The sequence below is a fragment of the Bradyrhizobium sp. C-145 genome (genome assembly GCF_023375135.1).
GTDB classification, from domain to species: domain Bacteria; phylum Pseudomonadota; class Alphaproteobacteria; order Rhizobiales; family Xanthobacteraceae; genus Bradyrhizobium; species Bradyrhizobium zhanjiangense.
This window is the reverse complement of record NZ_CP088150.1, coordinates 7,899,944-7,918,664: the sequence shown is the minus strand read 5'-3', so window position 1 is coordinate 7,918,664 and position 18,721 is coordinate 7,899,944. Positions and strand designations below refer to the sequence as shown.

Here is an 18,721-nt window from a genome sequence, read left to right as displayed (position 1 = left end):
ACACCAGCCCACCAGCGGCAGGGTCAGCGCCCGGTATTGTGCGATACAAAATGTCGTTGCGGGGACGCGCGACTGCCCGCCGGACAATATCTTACGACCTTGTTTCCCAATCTTGCCTCGCGCAAGCGCCCGCCGGCGAGTTCGCTGGACATGGGGCTAATCCGGAGTGAGCGGCTTGCGTAATGGTCAATATTTCGGCCGTAATTGGCCAAGCTCCCAAAATGATTTCATTCCCTAGGGGATCTCCGCGCGCAGGCGGCGAGGTTCACTAGCCGCGGTCGCCCACCGCTCCACTCACTCGCTGCGCGTTCGCTCTTTCTTCGTGTGTGATACCTTTGTGTAGTGTACGATTGTTCGGACATCGAGAGCGAGCGCCAGGCCATGAGAGGCGTCACGGAGTGGCTCGAGTCAATCGGCTTATCGACGTACGCCCAGCGCTTCGCCGAAAACGGCATTGACCTCTCGGTCGTCCGCGACCTGACAGAACAGGATCTAAAGGAGCTGGGCGTCCTGCTAGGTCATCGGCGCAAGCTGGTTCGCGCCATCGCAGAGCTTGATGACGAAGTTAGGCCTCCGGCTAAAGCAGAGCTTTACCTGAGCCGACCGGATGAGGGCGAGCGGCGTTATCTTACAGTGATGTTTTGTGACTTGGTTGGCTCCACTGCCCTTGCGGCGCGATTGGACCCGGAGGATATGCGAACGCTGATTGGCGCGTATCACAGCTGCATCACCGAAGTCATAAGCCGCTATCAGGGAAAGATAGCCCGTTACATGGGCGACGGGGTGCTGATCTATTTCGGCTATCCGAAAGCGCATGAGGATGATGCCGAACAGGCTGTGCGCGCCGCCCTTGCAATCATTGATGCCGTAGCGAGCGTCCGGAATGTCGCCGCTGCCCTGGAGGTTCGCGTCGGCATTGCGACAGGCACTGTCGTGGTCACCGAGCTTCTGATTGGGAGTGTTCCGGCGGAGCAGGCAGTTGTTGGTGAGACGCCGAACCTCGCCGCGCGACTACAAACGATGGCCGAGCCAGGATCTGTGTTGATCTGCGCGAGGACGCGCCGGCTCGCCGGGGGGGAGTTCGAGTACTGCGAGCTAGATCCCGTCGCGCTGAAAGGCTGGGCGGAGCCGGTCCGGGCGTATCAGGTGCTGCGGACTAGCGGTGTCGAGAGCCGATTCGAGGCGATGCACACCACCAAGCTGCCACCGTTGTTCGGGCGTGACGAGGAGATGGAGCTGTTGTTACGCCGCTGGCGACAAGCTACCCAGGAAGAAGGTCGGGTGGTGACCCTTACGGGCGAGCCGGGGATTGGCAAATCCCACATTGCGTCGGCGCTTAACGAGCGGCTTCAGGGTGAATCCCACGCCACCCTGCGCTATTTCTGCTCCGAGCATCATACCCACAGCGCATTGTTCCCGTTCATCAGCCAACTCGAACGTGCTGCCGGATTTAAGCACAGCGACTCGCCTCAGGAGAAGCTATCCAAGCTGGACGCTCTGTTGGCGCAATCCACACGTAATCCCGAACACTTGGCAGTCTTGGCAAAGTTGTTGGTGCTGCCGGCGGATGATCACCACCGGCTGCAGGACCTCACTCCACAAAAACGTAAAGAGAAGACCTTCGCGGCATTATTGGCCCAGCTTGATGGATTAGCGGCGAGGCAGCCGGTCTTACTCATTTTCGAAGATGTGCATTGGATTGATCCAACCTCGCTTGAGCTGCTCGCAGCTATGGTGGAGCATACGCCGCGGCTTAGGGCACTGGTGCTGATCACGGCGAGAGCCGAATTCACTCCCCCCTGGCCGAGTTATCCTCACACCACCACCATCCCGCTCACCCGACTTAGCCGACGCAACGGCACAGCGTTGGTCCTGCGGGTGACCGGAGGCAAAACCCTCCCCAAGGAGGTAATGGAGCATATTCTCGCACACACCGATGGCGTGCCTCTATTCGTCGAGGAATTAACGAAGATGGTGCTGGAAGGCGGGCTTTTGCGAGAGCGCGACGGGGAATATGTTCTTGAGGGACCTCTGCCGTCATTCGCAATCCCAACTACCTTGCAGGCTTCGCTGATGGCTCGCCTTGATCGGTTGTCACCGGTGCGGGATGTGGCCCAAATCGGTGCTGTCGCGGGGCGAGAATTTCACTACGAGCTTTTGAGCGCCGTCGCTGGACTGCAGAAGCAGAAGTTGGACGAGGCACTTGAGCAGTTGGTCCGTTCGGAACTGATGTTTTGCAGGGGTGAAAATCCACACGCGGTATACACGTTCAAGCACGCTTTGGTGCGAGACGCCGCATATGCTGGGCTCCTGAAGAGCCGCCGCGTGCATCTGCACGCCGCTATCGCGAAGGCGCTGGAGCAGAAATTCCCCGAAGCGGTACGAACGCAGCCCGAGATAATTGCGTGCCATTACACTCAAGCGAAGAACCACGAACGGGCCTTACACTACTGGTACGAAGCAGGCAGGCAGTCAGCGGCCCGCTCGGCGCACAATGAAGCGGTCCGTCACCTGAAGCAAGGGCTGGATCAGATTCCCAAGATCGACAACCCGTTGCTACGCAACAAGTCGGAGTTGCTGCTTCAGATATCACTCGGCAACGCTCTCCGGGCAATTAACGGCTGGAGCACTGACAGCGTGAAGTATGCGTACACGCGAGCACTTCAACTCTGCAACGAGAGTGGGCTTGACGAACATGTCTTGCCTGCGATCTTTGGTTTATGGACGTGGAATTTCGTTCACGCATCGCTTGGTGAAGCGCAAGCCCTTGCAGAACATTTGCTGGATAGCGCCGAGAGGGCGGATAACTCGGTTTTCAGGGTTCTTGCCCACGAGGCTGTAGGGTTTACCTTGTTTGCACAGGGGAAATTTGCCGATGCTCACGCGGAGCTGCAACGTAGTGTTGGCCTCTGTGAGGACAGTAAGGCTGCAGAATACCTTGACCTGTCGGCACAGGACCCCCGAGTTCATGTCCGCGCATACGATGGCATGACTCTCTGCTTGCTCGGTCAACCAGATCGAGCTTTGCAAATGTGCGCGGAGGCACGCCGATACGCAGAGGCGTCTCAACATCCCTTTAGTGAGGCAATCGTACGAACGATAAGCCTTCGCGTGCATCAGCTTCGGGGCGATGCCGCCGCTGTTGCCGCGGAGGCGAACGTCGCCGTTGCATTCTGCAAAGAACATCAGTTTGCGCACTATCTGGCTATGGCCCTTATTTTGCGCGGATGGGCAAGCGCTTACCAAGGCAACTTTGAGAAAGGTCTCGCCGAAATTCAGGAAGGCTTGGAACAAGAGCGCGCCACTGGCGCGCTATTATTTGAGTCTTACGCTTTGGGCCTATTGGCGGATGCATGCATAGAGCACGAACGGTACGCGAAAGCGCTCGACTTTTTGAAGCAGGCGCAATCGAGGCTTAATGGAGAGAATTCCGAACGCTTTTACGCGGCTGAGATATATCGTTTGTTCGCCGAAGCCTACCTCCGATCGAACCAGGACTTGGATCAGGCGGAGTACTATTGTTCTAAAGGCCTTGAGGTTGCGCGCGAACAGAAAGCGAAGTCCCTGGAACTTAGACTTTGTTTGAGCATGTGTGACCTGAGCGAACTGAGACACAACGCAGATAAGTGTCGCTTACAACTCGGCGAGATTTACGGATCGTTTAGCGAAGGTTTTGAAACTCCGGACCTTGTCAAAGCCAAGGCAAGATTAGAAAGCGCTTGGTAATGATCAGCTTTGGACTTCTTTGGATCGAAATGCGACCGAGAGGAGGGCCGCTTCTGTGAAGGGTTTCGGATGCCGGCCCAATGATTGACGGTGCCGCGGGCTCCGAGGGTCGGCGTCCGAAAGCCTCCAAGGGAGGAAACCGCGGGAGGGGATACGTTGGTGGTGCGGCGTGCGCTATGGGGATTTGAGCGCCGCGGGCGGAGCGTGCGATTGGGATCGAGCCGACGCAGCAAGCTGGCTGACGATGCCGCGGCTGATGGAAGAGCGACAGATTGCGTCGAACGCAGCAAATTGTCGGGCGATTTTAGACGACAGCTTTACATCTGAGTGCACTCTGCCGTGGCCGGTCGAGAGCCGGCGCGTGTAACGAGCAGATTTGTAGGACTTTGACGCGGTCATGAGGTGTCGATCCTGATGACGCTCTGAGGACCTGTTGGCTGGTACCGTGACGTTGCACCGCGCGCGAAGACCTCGATGACGATCATGCGACCGCCGCAGCACGGACAGCTCGGCTTGCTGGGATCGATGGCGGCAGCGGTGGGCTCATCTTGAGGTTTTGCAACGGCGAGCAGCTCACGGGCGCGGGCTATAGCGCGACAATCAGGATGAGAGCGGCGCGTCAATCAAGATGAGACGAGGCGGCCGAGTCAGGAGATAATTGACGCTGGCCGCCGGCTTGGCAAGCGTTGATTGACGCTGCGCGACAATCAAGCGGCGCTGCCAGCGTCAATCGCAGTCTTGTCGAGTTCGTTGGGGGTAGTGTGAACAGGCGGCCGGCCTGGACCGCGCTTGCGATCGAGGGCAACTTTTCGACGGTAACTTTCGACGTTCATCTCGAGGATCGTGGCGTGGTGGACCAAACGATCGATGGCAGCCAACGTCATTGCTTGGTCCGGGAAGATACGCCCCCATTCGCCAAATGGCTGATTGGCCGTGATCAGCAGCGAGCGTCGTTCGTAGCGGGCGGCGATCAACTCGAACAGCACACTGGTTTCCGCCTGATCCTTGCTCACATATGTGATGTCGTCGAGGATCAGGAGGTCATAGCGATCGAGTTTGCCGATCGCGGACTCCAGCGCCAGCTCGCGCCGCGCGACCTGCAGCCGTTGCACCAGATCAGTGGTGCGCGCGAAGAGAACGCGCCAACCGTTCTCGACGAGAGCCAGGCCGATCGCCGCGCCGAGATGGGTCTTGCCGCCGCCCGGTGGACCGAACAAGAGCAAATTGGCGCCGGCCTTCAACCAGGCGTCGCCGGCAGCGAGCGCCATCGCCTGTGCCTTTGATAGCATCGGCACGCTCTCGAAGTCGAAGGTGGCGAGCGTCTTGCCGGCGGGCAAACGCGCTTCCACCATGTGTCGCTCGATCCGACGGCGGGTACGATCGGATGCCTCGTGCTCGGCAAGGGCGGCGAGGAAGCGGGCGGCAGGCCACCCTTCCTTGTCCGACTGTGCGGCGAGCTTCGGCCAGATCGCCTTGACGCCCGGCAGGCGGAGCTCATTGAGAAGCAACTCGACACGAGCAGCATCGACGGAGGTGGCGATGCTGGTCATGCTGCCTCTCCCAGATTCGAGCGGCCCGACATGACGCTGACGGAGGCGAGTTCATCGTAGACGTCGAGCGGCGCCAGCTTGACGGCGACGCGCGGGATCGAGGCCGCCTCGGGTCGGAAGCGGTCGCGCAGCGCGGCAAGATCGGGTAACTGTCCGGCGTCCAGATCCATCGCGATCGCCTTGGCGAGCTCGGCTTCGCAGGCTCGCTCGTGGGCCAGCGCTAGAAGTTCGACCGTCACCTTGCAGGCGCGCCGATCGTCACCGTGCTCCCGCAAGGTCTCGAACAGGCGTCTGTAAGCGGCGCGCGGGAAGAGCTGGTCGCGATAGACGAGGTTGAGGAGCGCCATCGGCTTGCGCCGCAGGGCATGGATGACGTGCCGATAATCGACGACATGCCCGCCCTGGCTCTCCGACACAGGCCGACCGCGCCGCAACGTCACAACCGGCGTGACGCCGAGGAAGCATTCGAGCCGGTCGTCGAAGATGCGCACACGCAGGCGATGGCCAATCAGCCTTGAAGGAACGGTGTAGAACACGCGCCGCAGGATGAAGCCGCCTGACGACGTCACCGGGATCACTTTCTCGTCGAAGTCGGTCGTGCGGCCTTTCGGCAGCGGCGCCAATGCCTCCTTCTCGAGCGCGATCGGCTTGGCGAGATTGGCGTTGCGCCGGCCGACAATCTCGTCGACAAAAGCCCGGTAGGCATCGAGACTGGCGAAGTCGCGCGTCCCCCGCAGCAACAGCGCATCTTCCAGTGCGCGCTTGAGATGGCCGTGCGCACTCTCGATCGAGCCGTTCTCGTGTGCAATGCCCGCATTGTTGCGTGTTGGTGCCATGCCATAGTGGCCCATCAGCGCAGCGTAGCGCTGTGTCAGATCCTCACGCGCGTCAGCCGCCAGATTGCGGAACGCCGCCGATAGGCTGTCGCTGCGATGCTCCCGTGGAACGCCGCCAAGCGCCCACAGGGCGTTCTGCAAGCCCTCCGCCAGGGCGACGAAGCTTTCGCCCCCGAGCACGACATGGGCATGCTCGAAGCCGGAGAACGCCAACCGGAAGTGATAGAGCCGGTGATCGAGTGGCTCACCTACGATGGTAATGCCGAGCGCGCTCACGTCGGTGAAGTCGGACAGACCCAGCCGCCCGGGCTCGTGCTCTTGGCGGAAGATCACGTCCTGTTCGGGGCCGTTGAGCGCCCGCCACGCATTGATGCGCCGCTCCAGCGTGCGTCGGATGTTGGGGTTGAGGTCGCGATGCCGCCGGCGCAGTTCGTCCAGCACACCGATCACGCGGATGCCGGGAGCAGCCTTCAGGATCGGAACGATCTCGGCGTCCCAATAGGGCGCGAGTGGATCGGATCGTCGCCGGCCCCTCGGCGCCTTCTTCTGCGATGGCGGGCGCGCATCGCCCTCAATCCGATACGCACTCGCTTTCGAGAACCCCGCCTTGGCCGCGGCCGCTTCGGGGGACAATGTCAGTCGGTAGGTCATGTACAGCCTCATCTGGTGGTCGGTGATGTGAAGGCCAGGCAAGGCATCGATTCCCTCTTGTCGAGACGAATCAAAAGCTTGCACCAGCCCCGCCCAGCCGCCAGACGGGTCCAAAAACGCGCCACGCCGATGGGGACGGTCCTCCGGTCGGGCTACGCCCTCCCTTCGGTCCGTCCCCATCGGCGCAGTCTCACCTTGATTGTCGCTGGAGTCTCACCCTGATCGCCGCCGCGCAGCGGGCGATGTTATCGGCGCAAGCGCCTTTGGCGAACAGGCCGTAGTGGCGGATGCGGTGGAAGCCGCGTGGCAGCACGTGGATGAGGAAGCGGCGGATGAACTCGAAGGTCCCGAGCGTCATCTGCTTGTAGCGATCACGGCCCTCGATGCGATAGTCCTTCCACTTGAAGGTGACGCCACGCTGGTCGCAGGCAATCAGGCGGCTGTTGGCGATGGCAACACGGTGGGTGTAGCGCGACAGATAGGCCAGCACTGCCTCGGGACCGCCGAACGGCCGCTTGGCGTAGACGACCCACTCGGCCTTGCGCAGCGGGGTGAGGTAAGCTGCGAAGGATTGCGCCTCGGCGAGGTGGGCGTAATCGCCGAAGAAGCTGAGGCGGCCGGCTTGGTGGGCAGCGACGAGCTTCTCCAGGAACACGCGCCGGAACAGGCGGGAGAGTACGCGCACCGGCAGCAAGAAGCCCGGCCGGCACGATATCCAGCGCTTATTGTCCAGCGAGATGCCGCCGCCCGGCACGATCATGTGCACATGCGGGTGATGGGTGAGCGCCGAGCCCCAGGTGTGCAGCACGGAGGTAATGCCGATCCTGGCCCCCAAATGCTTCGGATCGGCGGCGATCGTCAGCATGGTCTCGGCCGAGACCTTGAACAAGAGGTCGTAGAGGACGGTCTTGTTCTGGTAAGCGATGTCGGCGATGGCCGCCGGCAGCGTGAACACCACATGATAGTACGGCACCGGCAGCAGCTCGGCCGCGCGGTCGGCAAGCCATTCCTTCGCGGCGGCGCCCTGGCACTTCGGGCAGTGCCGGTTGCGGCAGGAGTTGTAGGCGATGGTCGTATAGGCGCAGTCCTCACAGCGCGCGACATGGCCGCCGAGGGCTGCCGTGCGGCAGCGCTCGATCGCCGACATCACCTTGAGCTGGTGGAGGCTGACATGGCCGGCATGGGCCTTGCGCCATGCCGGGCCATGGTCGCGGAAGATATCCGCAACCTCCAAAGCCGGGCGCGACACCGCTTTGGCGTCAGCCGGGCGGCCGGATCTCCTTGAGTTTGAGCGCGATGTGCTCCAGCGGGCTCATGACCTCGCTGATCGTCTTGGTCGCGACGCGGGTATACAGCGCCGTGGTGTCGAGCTTGGCATGACCGAGCAGCACCTGGATCACGCGGACATCGATGTTCTGCTCCAGGAGGTGGGTAGCGAAGCTGTGCCGCAAGGTGTGCAGCGAGACGCGCTTGTTGATCTCCGCCATTTGCGCAGCGGCGTGACAGGCGCGATTGAGCTGGCGCGTGGTCATCGGCTGCGCCGGATCGCGTCCCGGGAACAGCCAACCCTGCGGACGCGCCGCCTTCCACCAGGCCCGCAGCAGGTCCAGCAGGCTCGGCGATAGCATGACGTGACGGTCCTTGCCGCCCTTGCCCTGCTCGACGCGGATGATCATGCGCTTGCTGTCGATATCGGAGACCTTGAGCGAGACCACTTCAGTGGCGCGCAGGCCAGCGCCGTAGGCCACGCTCAAGGCCGCCTTGTACTTCAGCCCCGGCGCGGCATCGAGCAGCCGCGCCACTTCCTCGACGCTGAGCACCACCGGCAGCTTGCGCGGCTCGTGAATGACATGGGTGTGTTCGACGATCTCGTGGCGCTTGAGCGTGACCCGAAAGAAGAACCGCAGCGTCGAGACGGTCTGGTTGATGGTCGGCACGCCAACGCCGCTTGCCGTCAGATGTAGCTGATAGCGGCGCACGTCCTCGAAGGTCGCCGTATCCGGCGAGCGCCCGAGAAACGCGGCGAAGTTCTTGATTCTTTGCACGTAGTCATGTTGGGTCTTCGGCGCGAGCTTGCGGATCGTCATGTCCTCGATCATGCGCCGGCGCAACGGGCTCATTGCCTCGTCGGTCATGGGGATGCTCCTGTCTTGGATGAAGGTTGCGAACCCCTCATCTCAAGACAGGACGCCCCGTCGCGCTATCGTCTTGGCTGTGTCGCCAGCCCCGGGGTCCTACCGCGCGAGCGGTTTAGTCCTGTGGCGCAAAGCGGGCATCCTGCGGACACGCCACTTCTGCTAATGGGATGGTCCGGCCGTGCTCCGGCCCTGCCAGCAGCGAATGCTGGCAGGGGGCACCGAAGACAAGGAGCACGCCATGTCTCAGAAACTCAACGCAGCGATCGCCGTGATCGGCATCGATATCGGCAAGAACTCGTTCCACATCGTGGGTCATGATCACCGCGGTGCCATCGTGCTGCGGCAGAAGTGGTCACGCGGCCAGGTGGAAACGCGGCTCGCCAACCTCCCGCCGTGCTTGATCGGTATGGAGGCGTGCGTCGGCGCCCATCATCTCAGCCGCAAGCTCCAAATGCTTGGCCACGACGCCCGCCTGATGCCGGCGAAATACGTGCGCCCGTATTCGAAGGGACAGAAGAATGACTTCCGAGATGCGGAAGCCATCGCCGAGGCGGTCCAACGCCCGACCATGAAGTTCGTCGCGACCAAGAGCGCCGATCAGCTCGACCTACAGGCACTGCACCGCGTCCGCGATCGATTGGTCGGTCAGCGTACTGGCGTCATCAATCAGATCCGTGCGTTCCTGCTGGAGCGGGGCATCGCCGTGCGGCAAGGCCCACATTCCCTGCGATCCGAGTTGCCGGGTATCCTCGCGACCCGCACCGATGTGCTCTCGCCTCGCATGTTGCGCATCATCGAGGGGCTGGCGGACGACTGGCGCCGGCTGGATGAGCGTATCGAGGGTCTCTCGAACGAGATCGAAACACTCGCCCGTCAAGATGAGGCCTGCCAGCGCCCGATGACGGTGCCTGGCATTGGCCCGATCATCTCGAGCGCAATGGTGGCCGCGATCGGCACTGGAGAGGTGTTCTCGAAAGGCCGCGACTTCGGCGCCTGGCTCGGACTGGTGCCGAAGCAGATATCGACCGGCGACCGTACGATCCTCGGCAGTATATCACGGCGCGGCAATCGCTACCTGCGCGCGCTGTTCGTGCAAGCCGCGTGGGTTGTGCTGGTCAAGGTCAAGTGCTGGGAGCGCTATGGCCTCAACTTGTGGATCGAAGCCGCCAAGAAGCGATTGCACCACAACGTGCTGGCGATTGCGCTCGCCAACAAGCTCGCCCGGATCGCCTGGGCGGTTCTCAATAAGGGACGCGCCTTCGAATGCGTCACGACGGAGGAGACGGCGTCCCGACCGGCCTGATCCTCGCGCCGTGCGCGGGGCCGTCAAGGCGCAGCCTGGCAGCAGCAGAGCAAGACGTCAGGACAGCACGACGGCCGGCCTTGACGGCCCCTTGCGCGCGGCGCGTCTGCGCGCGCAGGCCGGGACGAAGGAGCGACCGCCAGGCACGAACAAACGAACAGCGCGAAGTGAGGAGCTATCGATGACGTAACAACACCCTTACCCGCCGAGGTCTGCGAGAGGATGAGACGACGATGGAGAATCGGTCTTCCCGGCGCATGCGAACCCTGGTGACCCAAATGGCCCGGTCGAGGCCTGTCCGCTAACCAGATCACATGCGTGCTGATAACCATGATGGCCCGGAGCACTGTGCTCCAAGCCGAGGCCGGATACATTGATGCAAGACCGCATCTACCGGATCGTCGAAATCTTCTTGCACCGCGCGGCCGGACCATACATGTGGGTCAAAGGCTGCCCTCGTTAGCCAGCATGACCTTGGTCGGGTCACCTGTATGAAGCGGACATCCCCGCGCTCTGGGCTGAGGTCAGCGACGGGCCATTTCCGGACACATGCACAGCAAACAGCGTCTCTATTCAATCACCTCGTCGGCGCGGGCGAGTATCGAAGGCGGTACGGTGAGGCCGAGTGCCTTGGCAGTCTTTATGTTGATCACCAACTCGAATTTGGTCGGCTGCTCCACCGGTAGATCGGATGGCTTGATGCCTTTGAGAAGCTTATCGACATAGTTGCCTGCACGCCGCCATATATCGGGTAATTCGGGTCCGTAGACGACCAATCCGCCTTTGGCAAATTGTCGGAAGAGATAAATCGCGGGCAAATTGTGCTTAGCCGCGAGGGCGACAACTCGCGGGGCCTCGAAAACAGTAAGATAGTCGCCCAAAACTATTATTGCGTCGGCGTGCTGGGCGATGGCCGAGGTAAAGGCAGCATCCAGCTCCTCGGCCTTGCTCGCCTCAACTGTCGGAAGGGCCACGCCCATGTTTCCGGCCGTACGCGGTATTTCTTCCGCTAAGAGTAGCCGGTGAATTGCATTTTCTGGATTGACCAACAGCGCAATCTTCGCAGCGCCAGGCACCAGTTCCCGGAGGATCTCTACAAATTTTCCTGTCATACCTCCGGGCACTGAGGTCGCGAGACCAGTGATGTTGCCGCCCGGATGTGACAGGCTTTGCACGAGGCCAACAGCTATGGGATCGTACACCGCCACGAACACAATCGGAATGGTGGTAGTGGCCGCTTTCAGGGCTAGGGCTGGGTTCGGTCCCGAAGCAATTATCAATTCGGGAGTTAAAGCCACCAATTCAGCAGCTAAAGCTGGTAGGCCGTCGGCGGCGTCACGATATTCGACAAGCAGGTTCTTGCCCTCGATCCAGCCCTTCTCGCGCAAGCCGCGAAGCCATGCAGCGTGACTTGGGTCGCGGACCGGATCATCTGCCCAACGGCCAAGGAAGCCAATTCGGCGAGGTTTGGTTTGCGCGAGCGAATGCCGAGATGAAACGAGCACCGCCGCAGTAGCCGCTATGAACTCCCGCCGCTTCATTCGTTCCTCATCGCAGCTTGAGGACGATGGGGCGCAGAGTATCAGCCCTTGACGTTCGTCGCACTCAGTGAAGTGCAATTCTCCGTCGCGAAGCGGCGCGATGCCGCATGCCCGCAATGGGTCAAAGGCCGCCCTCGGGAGCTTACCGGAGACGGTCGGCTCATCTCCCAGAGGCAGACATCGCGGCGTCTGATTGAGCGGCCACGGGGCCATTATCCGACATCAACCGTTCGTGGATCATGTTGGCTAGGACAGGGTAACGCCACTGCAGAACCGCGACGGGGCACTGCAGCCAGGCTCAAAGCAATTGCTGGGAGGGCAAGCCAAAGGATTCGTCGGGACCGACCATGCGATGCACGTGTGGATGGGGTAAGCCACTCGTCCGATCAGACTGGCAAGCAGTCCGTCTCCAATCGTTGGACTCGCCGATCGGATATCCCGCCAGTCTTGCTGACAGAAATTCCATCGCCCTGCCCGACACCCCGTCGTGCGCAGGTATTTAGGAAGTCGGTCGGTCTGGGTTCGGGACCCATTCCTCCGCGGTTGAGTCCCAATGATGGGTGTCGTCGAACTGCTTCCAGAGTGGCTGCTTTTGCTTCCTTTCGCCGTTCTGCCGGTTTGCCTGTGTGCGGACGACAAGCGCCACAGCCATCATTACCCATTCGCGAGCACTATGTCGGGAGTTCCATTTGATTGCTGCAAGCATTGGAGGCCTCCGTCAAGGTAAGAACCTTTCCCCACATTAGCGCGCGCCACGAGCGAAGAGATGTAAGCTACTTCGCAGGCAGTCAAGATCTTCGACATAGCCGAGGGCGATCACGGCGCGGCGAACGCGAGCAAATCGTCGGCTTGCCCTTTCCGTTAAGCCTCAAGGGCAGCGGTCGGCGGCCCTGGGTGGGGATTCATCGTAAGGGAGCCGCAGGCGGCCCGAAAAGCCAGTCCACCTTCCATTGCAGAGGAGCAGATCGAAGCCGACAACCCGTTGGCGCGCGGGCGAGCGTCGGTTTGCTCGGCCCGGCACCTGCAAGTGTCCTTTCCGTCGCAAGATGGAATGGGCCGGGAATAGAAGCAGCAATCCCTGCAACGATGGGCTCGCCCAATGATGTCGCTGCCATCGTGATTGTCATCAAAGATATGGCGACTACAAGCACATCGATCACAATGCGCTTCGAAAAGTGTTTCGTCATGAGTTGAGCCCTCACAACCGAGATGAAGTACTGCGCAGTTACAATCTTAGTCCGTGCGCAAATGGGTATCCCGAGCCATCGCCGCTTGTTCGTTATTGCGCCTCGTCGACGAGAGCCACAGGCCTTGCGGCCGCTTCAATTCGGCGCGCCGTAGCTGAATTCGTGCTGCGTGTCTGTGCTGCCAACGCTACTCTGATCAGCACGATCATAATCGGCTTGAAGGCCTTCAGGACTCTGTCCCGCAATCAGAAGCTGCTTCCGCATTTCTGCGAGGAGGCCCCCACCGTTTGAGTATCGCTATGAGATATTCCACCACGGATTTTCGGATAATCTAAGCCCCAGCGATGCTGTCCGATGTGAGCCCATCCACAGGCTGCGCCAATCTCAAAGAAAATGATCGGCTGACGTGCTTGTCGGTGCAAAACGGAACAGGGCTAGTTACCTAAAATCAAGTATAGCAGGCTTCTGTTTCAGCAAAACTTCGTCAAACAACTCAAGATCGCTGCTGCGCGAATAAAAATCCAACTACAGCGCGAAATGATTTACCACTGGATGCAAGCCCCGTTGGCTGCAACGCCGCCTGTTAGCCACCGGACCGAGGCAAGAATGGATCGACCGAGGCAGCTAGTCGGTCCGCCACTTGCATGTTCGGCGTGGACTGCTTTTCGGTAGGCAGCGAGCGGAGAGAACTGGCGGCCAGCCCGGTACAAGCGACAAGAGCAGCTATTGCTACCGCAGCGAGATATTTGGTTCTCATCTTGTCCCTCCCTTCATAGCCAGGAATTAACCGGGCGCTCTTAGAAATGGTTCCGGGTGCTGTTCGTTTCCTCGTTCGAATAGAGCCTACGTCGCGATCCCAAAGGAACGAAAGCGCCCGTCAAGGCTTTGGCAGAACACGAGGCCGTCGCTCGCCGGTCCTAACACGGCGCAGATCGCGGGATAGCCAAAGGTCGCGGCCACCGACCCGCTATGCTCAGTGCAAGCGCTCGCGTAGATAGCCAAAAGCGGCGGTCTCCGGTTCCACCAGTAGAGGGCAGCCGTGCTCGCAGGCGGAGAGCTGCGAAAAAGGGGTAGGCACGGAGGTCCGTTGTGCCCCGCCGCATCGACATAGACCACGAACACAGCCGAGCAATTGCTAAAGAAATCGGCGAGAAATTGCGCGCCGCGCTAAAGCCTGAGCCGGACCAACCGGAGAGGCTTAAAACGCAGATCGAACGGCTCCGGAAATTAGAGGAGCGCTCACCGTCAATCGTCCCCAATACCGAGCATGGGAACAAATCTCACCGTTAAGCCGTGTAGGCTACACGTCCTCAAGCGTGATCAGCATATCGAGATCACTCGTGCTCTCTTTGCGTAATTTTACGAGCGGCTGATATTCTGGCGAGTTGTACCACGCGTCGAGCGATTGCTTGTTGGGGGACTCGATGATGACCACGCGATCCGGCTCCCAGTGACCGCCTTCGGGGAATTGATGCGCGCCGCCCTTGGTCAGATACCGCCCGCCATATTTTTCGATCATCGGCCCGACCTTGACCCGGTACTCCTCGAATACGGCGGGCTCGGTGATGACGTGCTCAGCGATCACGTAAGCCTTCGGCATGGCCGCTCTCCCGCATGGTGTCCCGATAGAACCCTATCACGGATCGGCCCTAAACGGGCTTCTGCTCAAAAGGGAAGGCCGCGAGGACCCATTGAATGTTCTTTGGGTCCTCCCAGCAAGGCAGCGCGGGGCAAGTTCGCGCGACGGCCCGCCTTGAGAATATCTGGCGGTCTCGTTTCCCCACTTTGATTTCTCTTAGACGGCTACCGGTGCATACCGTCGTGGGCTACTCCGGGGCGAGCCTCATGCGTAAATCGCGGTAAACCCGGTCCGCGGGGCGGGGGAACGGCTAGCCGGGCGAAGGCTCAAGTGGCATCGTAATCCCGAGCCAAATCGGGCGCGTACGACGGCCGCTGTACCCCTGATAGCGGCGCCATAGCGGAATCCGAGTTGGGCCAGAAGCGGTCGTCGACCCGAACATCCTTTAGGCACGATACTTGCGTCGCCATGACTCGATCAACGCAGCGAGCTTGCCGTCGAGCACCTCATCCCCTCTGCCAAGCCTGCCTAGTATTCAAGCCAATAATCGCCCACCAGCGCGTGGGTTTTGCAGAACTTCTCGCTGTTCGCCCGACAGACGACAAGTCGCGTGAGCTGCCCATCGGGGTCGCGCGAACGAAACGCGGGACCAGCAGATGACCGCTAGACAGCGTAACACTCAACTCAAACGATTTATACCCACTACGGTCCGGGCCGGGACTCATATGAAACCGGTTCTCGCGCCATGATTTTAAGTCGAGATCGGCACCACTCTCCTCGCTGGATAAACAATGGACGGTCTGACTAACACTGCAGCCTAGTCGGTGCCCTGCGCGGGGCACAGACGCGCAAACAGTTCCCACAGCCGCATGTCATCGGGCCAGCGATCGGCAACGCCATGCTGCTGCACCTGTAGTCCGCTAGAGGCCTCGGGCCCATCTCGCGCATCCCGAACATCGGCCGCAAAACTCAGCAGCCGCGCAAGGGCTAGTGGCGTCGTCTAGTCCTGGAGGGGAGCGAGGGTAAACTGGAAGACGGCGCCCCGCGGTTTATTCACGGTGACCCACAACCGTCCGCCATGAGCCGCAATGATCGACCGGCAGATGGCAAGCCCCATGCCTAGGCCGTTAGGCTTGGTCGTGTAAAACGCGTCGAAAACACGTTCCGCACTCGTCGGCTCGAGCCCCGGGCCCGAATCCCGTACAGCGACGAGCACGCCGCCTGCAACATCCCTTTCGGTACTGATCTGCAACTCCCGCTTGCCGTCCTCAAGGCTGTTCATGGCTTCCACGGCATTGAGGATTAGATTAAGGAGCACTTGCTGCAGCTGAATGCGCTCACCTTCGATTTGCGGCAGGTCCTCAGCGAGTTGCATCTGTACCGAGATTCCATGCCTCACTGCCTCGCTCCGGACCATGGCGATGACGTCCAGAACGGCTGCGTTGACGTCGAGCCGACTTTTGGGCACCGGCGCTTTCCTGACCATAGCGCGGATCCGGTGGACGATGTCGCCAGCTCGTTGGCAATCTGTGACAATGTGGTGGAGGGACTCGCGGCCCTTGTCCAGGTTTGGCGGGTCCGCGGCGAGCCAGTTCAAGGCGGCGTCGGCGTTAGTAAGCACAGCCGAGATCGGCTGATTGATCTCATGGGCAATCGAGGCCGTCAGCTGCCCCATTGTGGCTACGCGACTGACATGAGCGAGCTCGACCTGTGTCTTTTGGCGTTCGACAATGCCTTTCTTGAAAACATTGACCGCGGCCGCCATCGCGCCGATTTCGTCACGCCGATCAATTCCGGGCACGTCGATGCTCGTGTCTCCCTTGGCAAGCGCCGCCATAGCCCCGGTCATGCGTGTGATCGGCCGCGCGATCGCGCGTGTGAGTAGTATGCCCATCAACACTGCGATCATGAGCGAGGCTGCGGCGCCCATCACGGTTGCCGTGTATGCAGTAGCATATGCCAACTTCTGTACGGCGTCACGCCTTGCCAACAGATCGCGCTCAACCTTCTCGATTTCGCTCGCCTTGGCGCGGATTGCGTCCATGGCAGCTTTGCCGGTCGCCCCCTCCAACGTGCGCGCCTGCTCCCGAGTCGTGGGATCCGCCATCAGCGCGATCTCCCGCTCGGCGGTCTCGACGCGCCACGTCATCGCTAGCTTGTTCAATTCATCTAGACGACTTTGCTGGTCTGGGTTATCCGAAGTCTGTTCTCTTAATTTTCGGATTGCCGCGCTGAAGTTGGCGCTGCCTCTGCGGTACGGGTCCAAGAATTTCTCGTCGCCGCTGATCAAATAGCCGCGCAGACTAGTTTGTTGATCCAGCGCTGCGGCCACTGCCGCCTCTAGCGTGTCCAACACGTCAGTGGTATGGACCCGCCGGTTTTTGGCCTCTTCGATCACGCTAAGTCTGTCGTAGACGATTGCGCCGCTCACGAATATGACTGCTACCACGGCGGCAAATGCCGCCATCAATTTGTGCAAAATCAGTAAACTCGAAAACTGGGGCACCTGACCCTCAAGGCCGAAGTCCGCGACCGACCAGACAGCTAGGTCGAGATTGCTCCCAAGCGATGGCATTCGCAAGAATTGGTATGGGACCGTGACGGGGCAAAGCGGCGCAGCCTCCGGAGTGGAGCGCAGTCAGTGTCTCGTCGGGCAACGGGGAAATTTTGGCGTGCCGTCGGACACAACAGGGCCGTCATATCGACGCGACCTTCATGACATCCAATGTTCCGCGAAAGATCATCTCAAGTGCCACGTAGAGAATGACGGCCAGACCGACGTAAGCAATCCAGCGATGAGTCTCCAGAAGGCGGGCAATGAAAGAAGCGGCCATTCCCATCATCGCGATGGAAAGGCCCAAGCCGAAAATCAGGACCACTGGATGCTCCCGCGCAGCCCCTGCGACGGCCAGAACATTGTCGAGAGACATGGAAGCGTCGGCAACGATAATTTGCCAACTCGCTTGGATGAGTGTTTTACGAGGTTTGCTTTCTGGGATTGCTCCAATTGCCCCTTTCCTATCGGTGGGGCCCGTGGGGGACGTGCGCAACTCTCGCCACATTTTCCAGCATACCCACAATAACAGGATCCCGCCAGCGAGCGGGAGGCCGACGATCTGCAGGATCTGCGTCGCTATCCCGGCTAACAGAAGGCGCAGTATCGTCGCGGCGACTATACCGATCAAAATCGCCTTGCTTCGTTGGGCCTGAGGAAGTCCCGCTGCGGCAAGACCGATGACGATGGCATTATCGCCGGCGAGCACAAGGTCGATTAGAACGACCTGCAAGAGTACGCTAAGAACATCCGTATTGAGAAAATCTAACACGGATCATGGTCCCCGATGCCAGGCAAATGGCAACTCCGAGCGATGGTCGCATACGTTCTTATGGATTGACCGTTACCATCCAAAACAGAGCGGCCAATTCAACTCTAGTCCGACGTCGCCGGCAATCAGGGCGCCAGGTGACGACCTCCCAAAACGGCGTCCGAATGTTGTCCGACCGGCGCCCCGAAAAGCATTGCGACTTGATCTGGTTCGCCAAAAACCGCTGCGGCGCAACACATCATGGTGAATGCACCTGCGATATCCCAGAGCGTAACATGTTCTGACGTTACATGTTCTGGCTTTGCCCAGGCCAAGAGCGCGGTGATCATCGCGTCTGAGAAAAATAGAAGACTGAGCGCTGGTAAGACGAGTTGGGAATCCAGCAGGAGTATCATAAAGAGGGCGGGAGTCGCGACCAGGATGCTCAACAACGCGAATAAGCAGAATGTGTCCCGCCAAGGAGCATTCCTGTTCCAACTTGCATGAGAAGCGATCATTTGATCCTCCTGCATACGAGCGCTTTATGTAGGAGCCATCTACTCGTTGAACTACCCGGTCTACTTGGCCGTTTTCCGCCTCTCCAACCAATGTTTTGTTGTCCTATGCCGGCGACCCTCAATCAACGTAAGAACGCCAGCGGTCGTTACGGCAACAATGACAACGGCTGCGAGCCCCTCGACGGAGGCCAAGGTCTCATACCACTTGTTCCAAAGCTCAATCATGTGCTGGCCTCTCTCGAGAGCGCACCCACGACCGATAGATTTCACCGCTTAAAAGACGACCGTATGCAATCAGAAACACAATGCTACTGATGGTCGCGCGCGTTTTGGCCGCGCGGCAACATGACCATGATCCGTTTGGCGCGCACGCGCATCAATCTTTCT

General features: G+C 60.2%; 10 protein-coding genes and 1 pseudogene. 2 read left to right on the top strand and 9 right to left on the bottom strand.

The annotated features are described in order from the left end of the window. Positions 1 to 381 precede the first annotated feature (381 nt). Positions 382 to 3,726 carry an adenylate/guanylate cyclase domain-containing protein gene (locus LRP30_RS37160; protein ID WP_249758016.1) on the top strand — a complete coding sequence of 1,115 codons (3,345 nt, stop codon included), beginning with the start codon at positions 382 to 384 and terminating at the stop codon, positions 3,724 to 3,726. Between the two features lie 707 nt (positions 3,727 to 4,433). On the opposite strand, the gene istB is transcribed toward LRP30_RS37160, so the two are convergent. The 4 genes and pseudogenes from istB to LRP30_RS37140 all read right to left on the bottom strand — a co-directional run bounded on the left by istB (position 4,434) and on the right by LRP30_RS37140 (position 8,898). After that, entirely contained in the window at positions 4,434 to 5,276 is an 843-nt protein-coding gene (gene istB / locus LRP30_RS37155) for an IS21-like element helper ATPase IstB (protein ID WP_249756397.1), read from the bottom strand. Then, on the bottom strand, positions 5,273 to 6,775 hold the full coding sequence (istA, locus tag LRP30_RS37150) for an IS21 family transposase (RefSeq protein WP_249761693.1): 1,503 nt from the start codon (positions 6,773 to 6,775) through the stop codon (positions 5,273 to 5,275). Before istA ends, istB begins: the two co-directional genes overlap by 4 nt. Before the next feature lie 223 nt (positions 6,776 to 6,998). Continuing rightward, positions 6,999 to 8,012: pseudogene (locus LRP30_RS37145) on the bottom strand (IS91 family transposase); the annotation flags it as partial. A gap of 10 nt (positions 8,013 to 8,022) precedes the next feature. Further along, positions 8,023 to 8,898, bottom strand: coding sequence for a site-specific integrase (locus LRP30_RS37140; protein WP_249757956.1), 876 nt, complete (start codon positions 8,896 to 8,898; stop codon positions 8,023 to 8,025). 241 nt (positions 8,899 to 9,139) lie between these two features. Between LRP30_RS37140 and LRP30_RS37135 the strand changes: the two genes are divergently transcribed. After that, on the top strand, positions 9,140 to 10,204 hold the full coding sequence (locus LRP30_RS37135) for an IS110 family transposase (RefSeq protein ID WP_249758015.1): 1,065 nt from the start codon (positions 9,140 to 9,142) through the stop codon (positions 10,202 to 10,204). Positions 10,205 to 10,773: 569 nt separating this feature from the next. Here LRP30_RS37135 and LRP30_RS37130 read toward each other — a convergent pair. From LRP30_RS37130 to LRP30_RS37110, 5 genes are all read right to left on the bottom strand, one after another. Further along, positions 10,774 to 11,745 carry an ABC transporter substrate-binding protein gene (locus LRP30_RS37130; RefSeq protein WP_249758014.1) on the bottom strand — a complete coding sequence of 324 codons (972 nt, stop codon included), beginning with the start codon at positions 11,743 to 11,745 and terminating at the stop codon, positions 10,774 to 10,776. 2,487 nt (positions 11,746 to 14,232) lie between these two features. Continuing rightward, positions 14,233 to 14,532, bottom strand: a complete 300-nt coding sequence (locus tag LRP30_RS37125) for a DUF1330 domain-containing protein (RefSeq protein WP_249758013.1) — start codon at positions 14,530 to 14,532, stop codon at positions 14,233 to 14,235. Positions 14,533 to 15,511: 979 nt separating this feature from the next. Next, positions 15,512 to 17,017, bottom strand: coding sequence for a CHASE3 domain-containing protein (locus tag LRP30_RS37120; RefSeq protein ID WP_249758012.1), 1,506 nt, complete (start codon positions 17,015 to 17,017; stop codon positions 15,512 to 15,514). 190 nt (positions 17,018 to 17,207) lie between these two features. Further along, positions 17,208 to 17,837, bottom strand: coding sequence for a TerC family protein (locus tag LRP30_RS37115; RefSeq protein ID WP_249758011.1), 630 nt, complete (start codon positions 17,835 to 17,837; stop codon positions 17,208 to 17,210). 125 nt (positions 17,838 to 17,962) lie between these two features. Next, positions 17,963 to 18,334 carry a hypothetical protein gene (locus tag LRP30_RS37110; protein WP_249758010.1) on the bottom strand — a complete coding sequence of 124 codons (372 nt, stop codon included), beginning with the start codon at positions 18,332 to 18,334 and terminating at the stop codon, positions 17,963 to 17,965. Positions 18,335 to 18,721: the final 387 nt, after the last annotated feature.

Bases quoted from the DNA above. Each gene is read 5' to 3' on its own strand.
- istA (WP_249761693.1), bottom strand. From the start codon at position 6,775: ATGAGGCTGTACATGACCTACCGACTGACATTGTCCCCCGAAGCGGCC.
- LRP30_RS37110 (WP_249758010.1), bottom strand. From the start codon at position 18,334: ATGATCGCTTCTCATGCAAGTTGGAACAGGAATGCTCCTTGGCGGGAC.
- LRP30_RS37140 (WP_249757956.1), bottom strand. From the start codon at position 8,898: ATGACCGACGAGGCAATGAGCCCGTTGCGCCGGCGCATGATCGAGGAC.
- LRP30_RS37130 (WP_249758014.1), bottom strand. From the start codon at position 11,745: ATGAAGCGGCGGGAGTTCATAGCGGCTACTGCGGCGGTGCTCGTTTCA.
- LRP30_RS37125 (WP_249758013.1), bottom strand. From the start codon at position 14,532: ATGCCGAAGGCTTACGTGATCGCTGAGCACGTCATCACCGAGCCCGCC.
- LRP30_RS37160 (WP_249758016.1), top strand. From the start codon at position 382: ATGAGAGGCGTCACGGAGTGGCTCGAGTCAATCGGCTTATCGACGTAC.
- LRP30_RS37135 (WP_249758015.1), top strand. From the start codon at position 9,140: ATGTCTCAGAAACTCAACGCAGCGATCGCCGTGATCGGCATCGATATC.
- istB (WP_249756397.1), bottom strand. From the start codon at position 5,276: ATGACCAGCATCGCCACCTCCGTCGATGCTGCTCGTGTCGAGTTGCTT.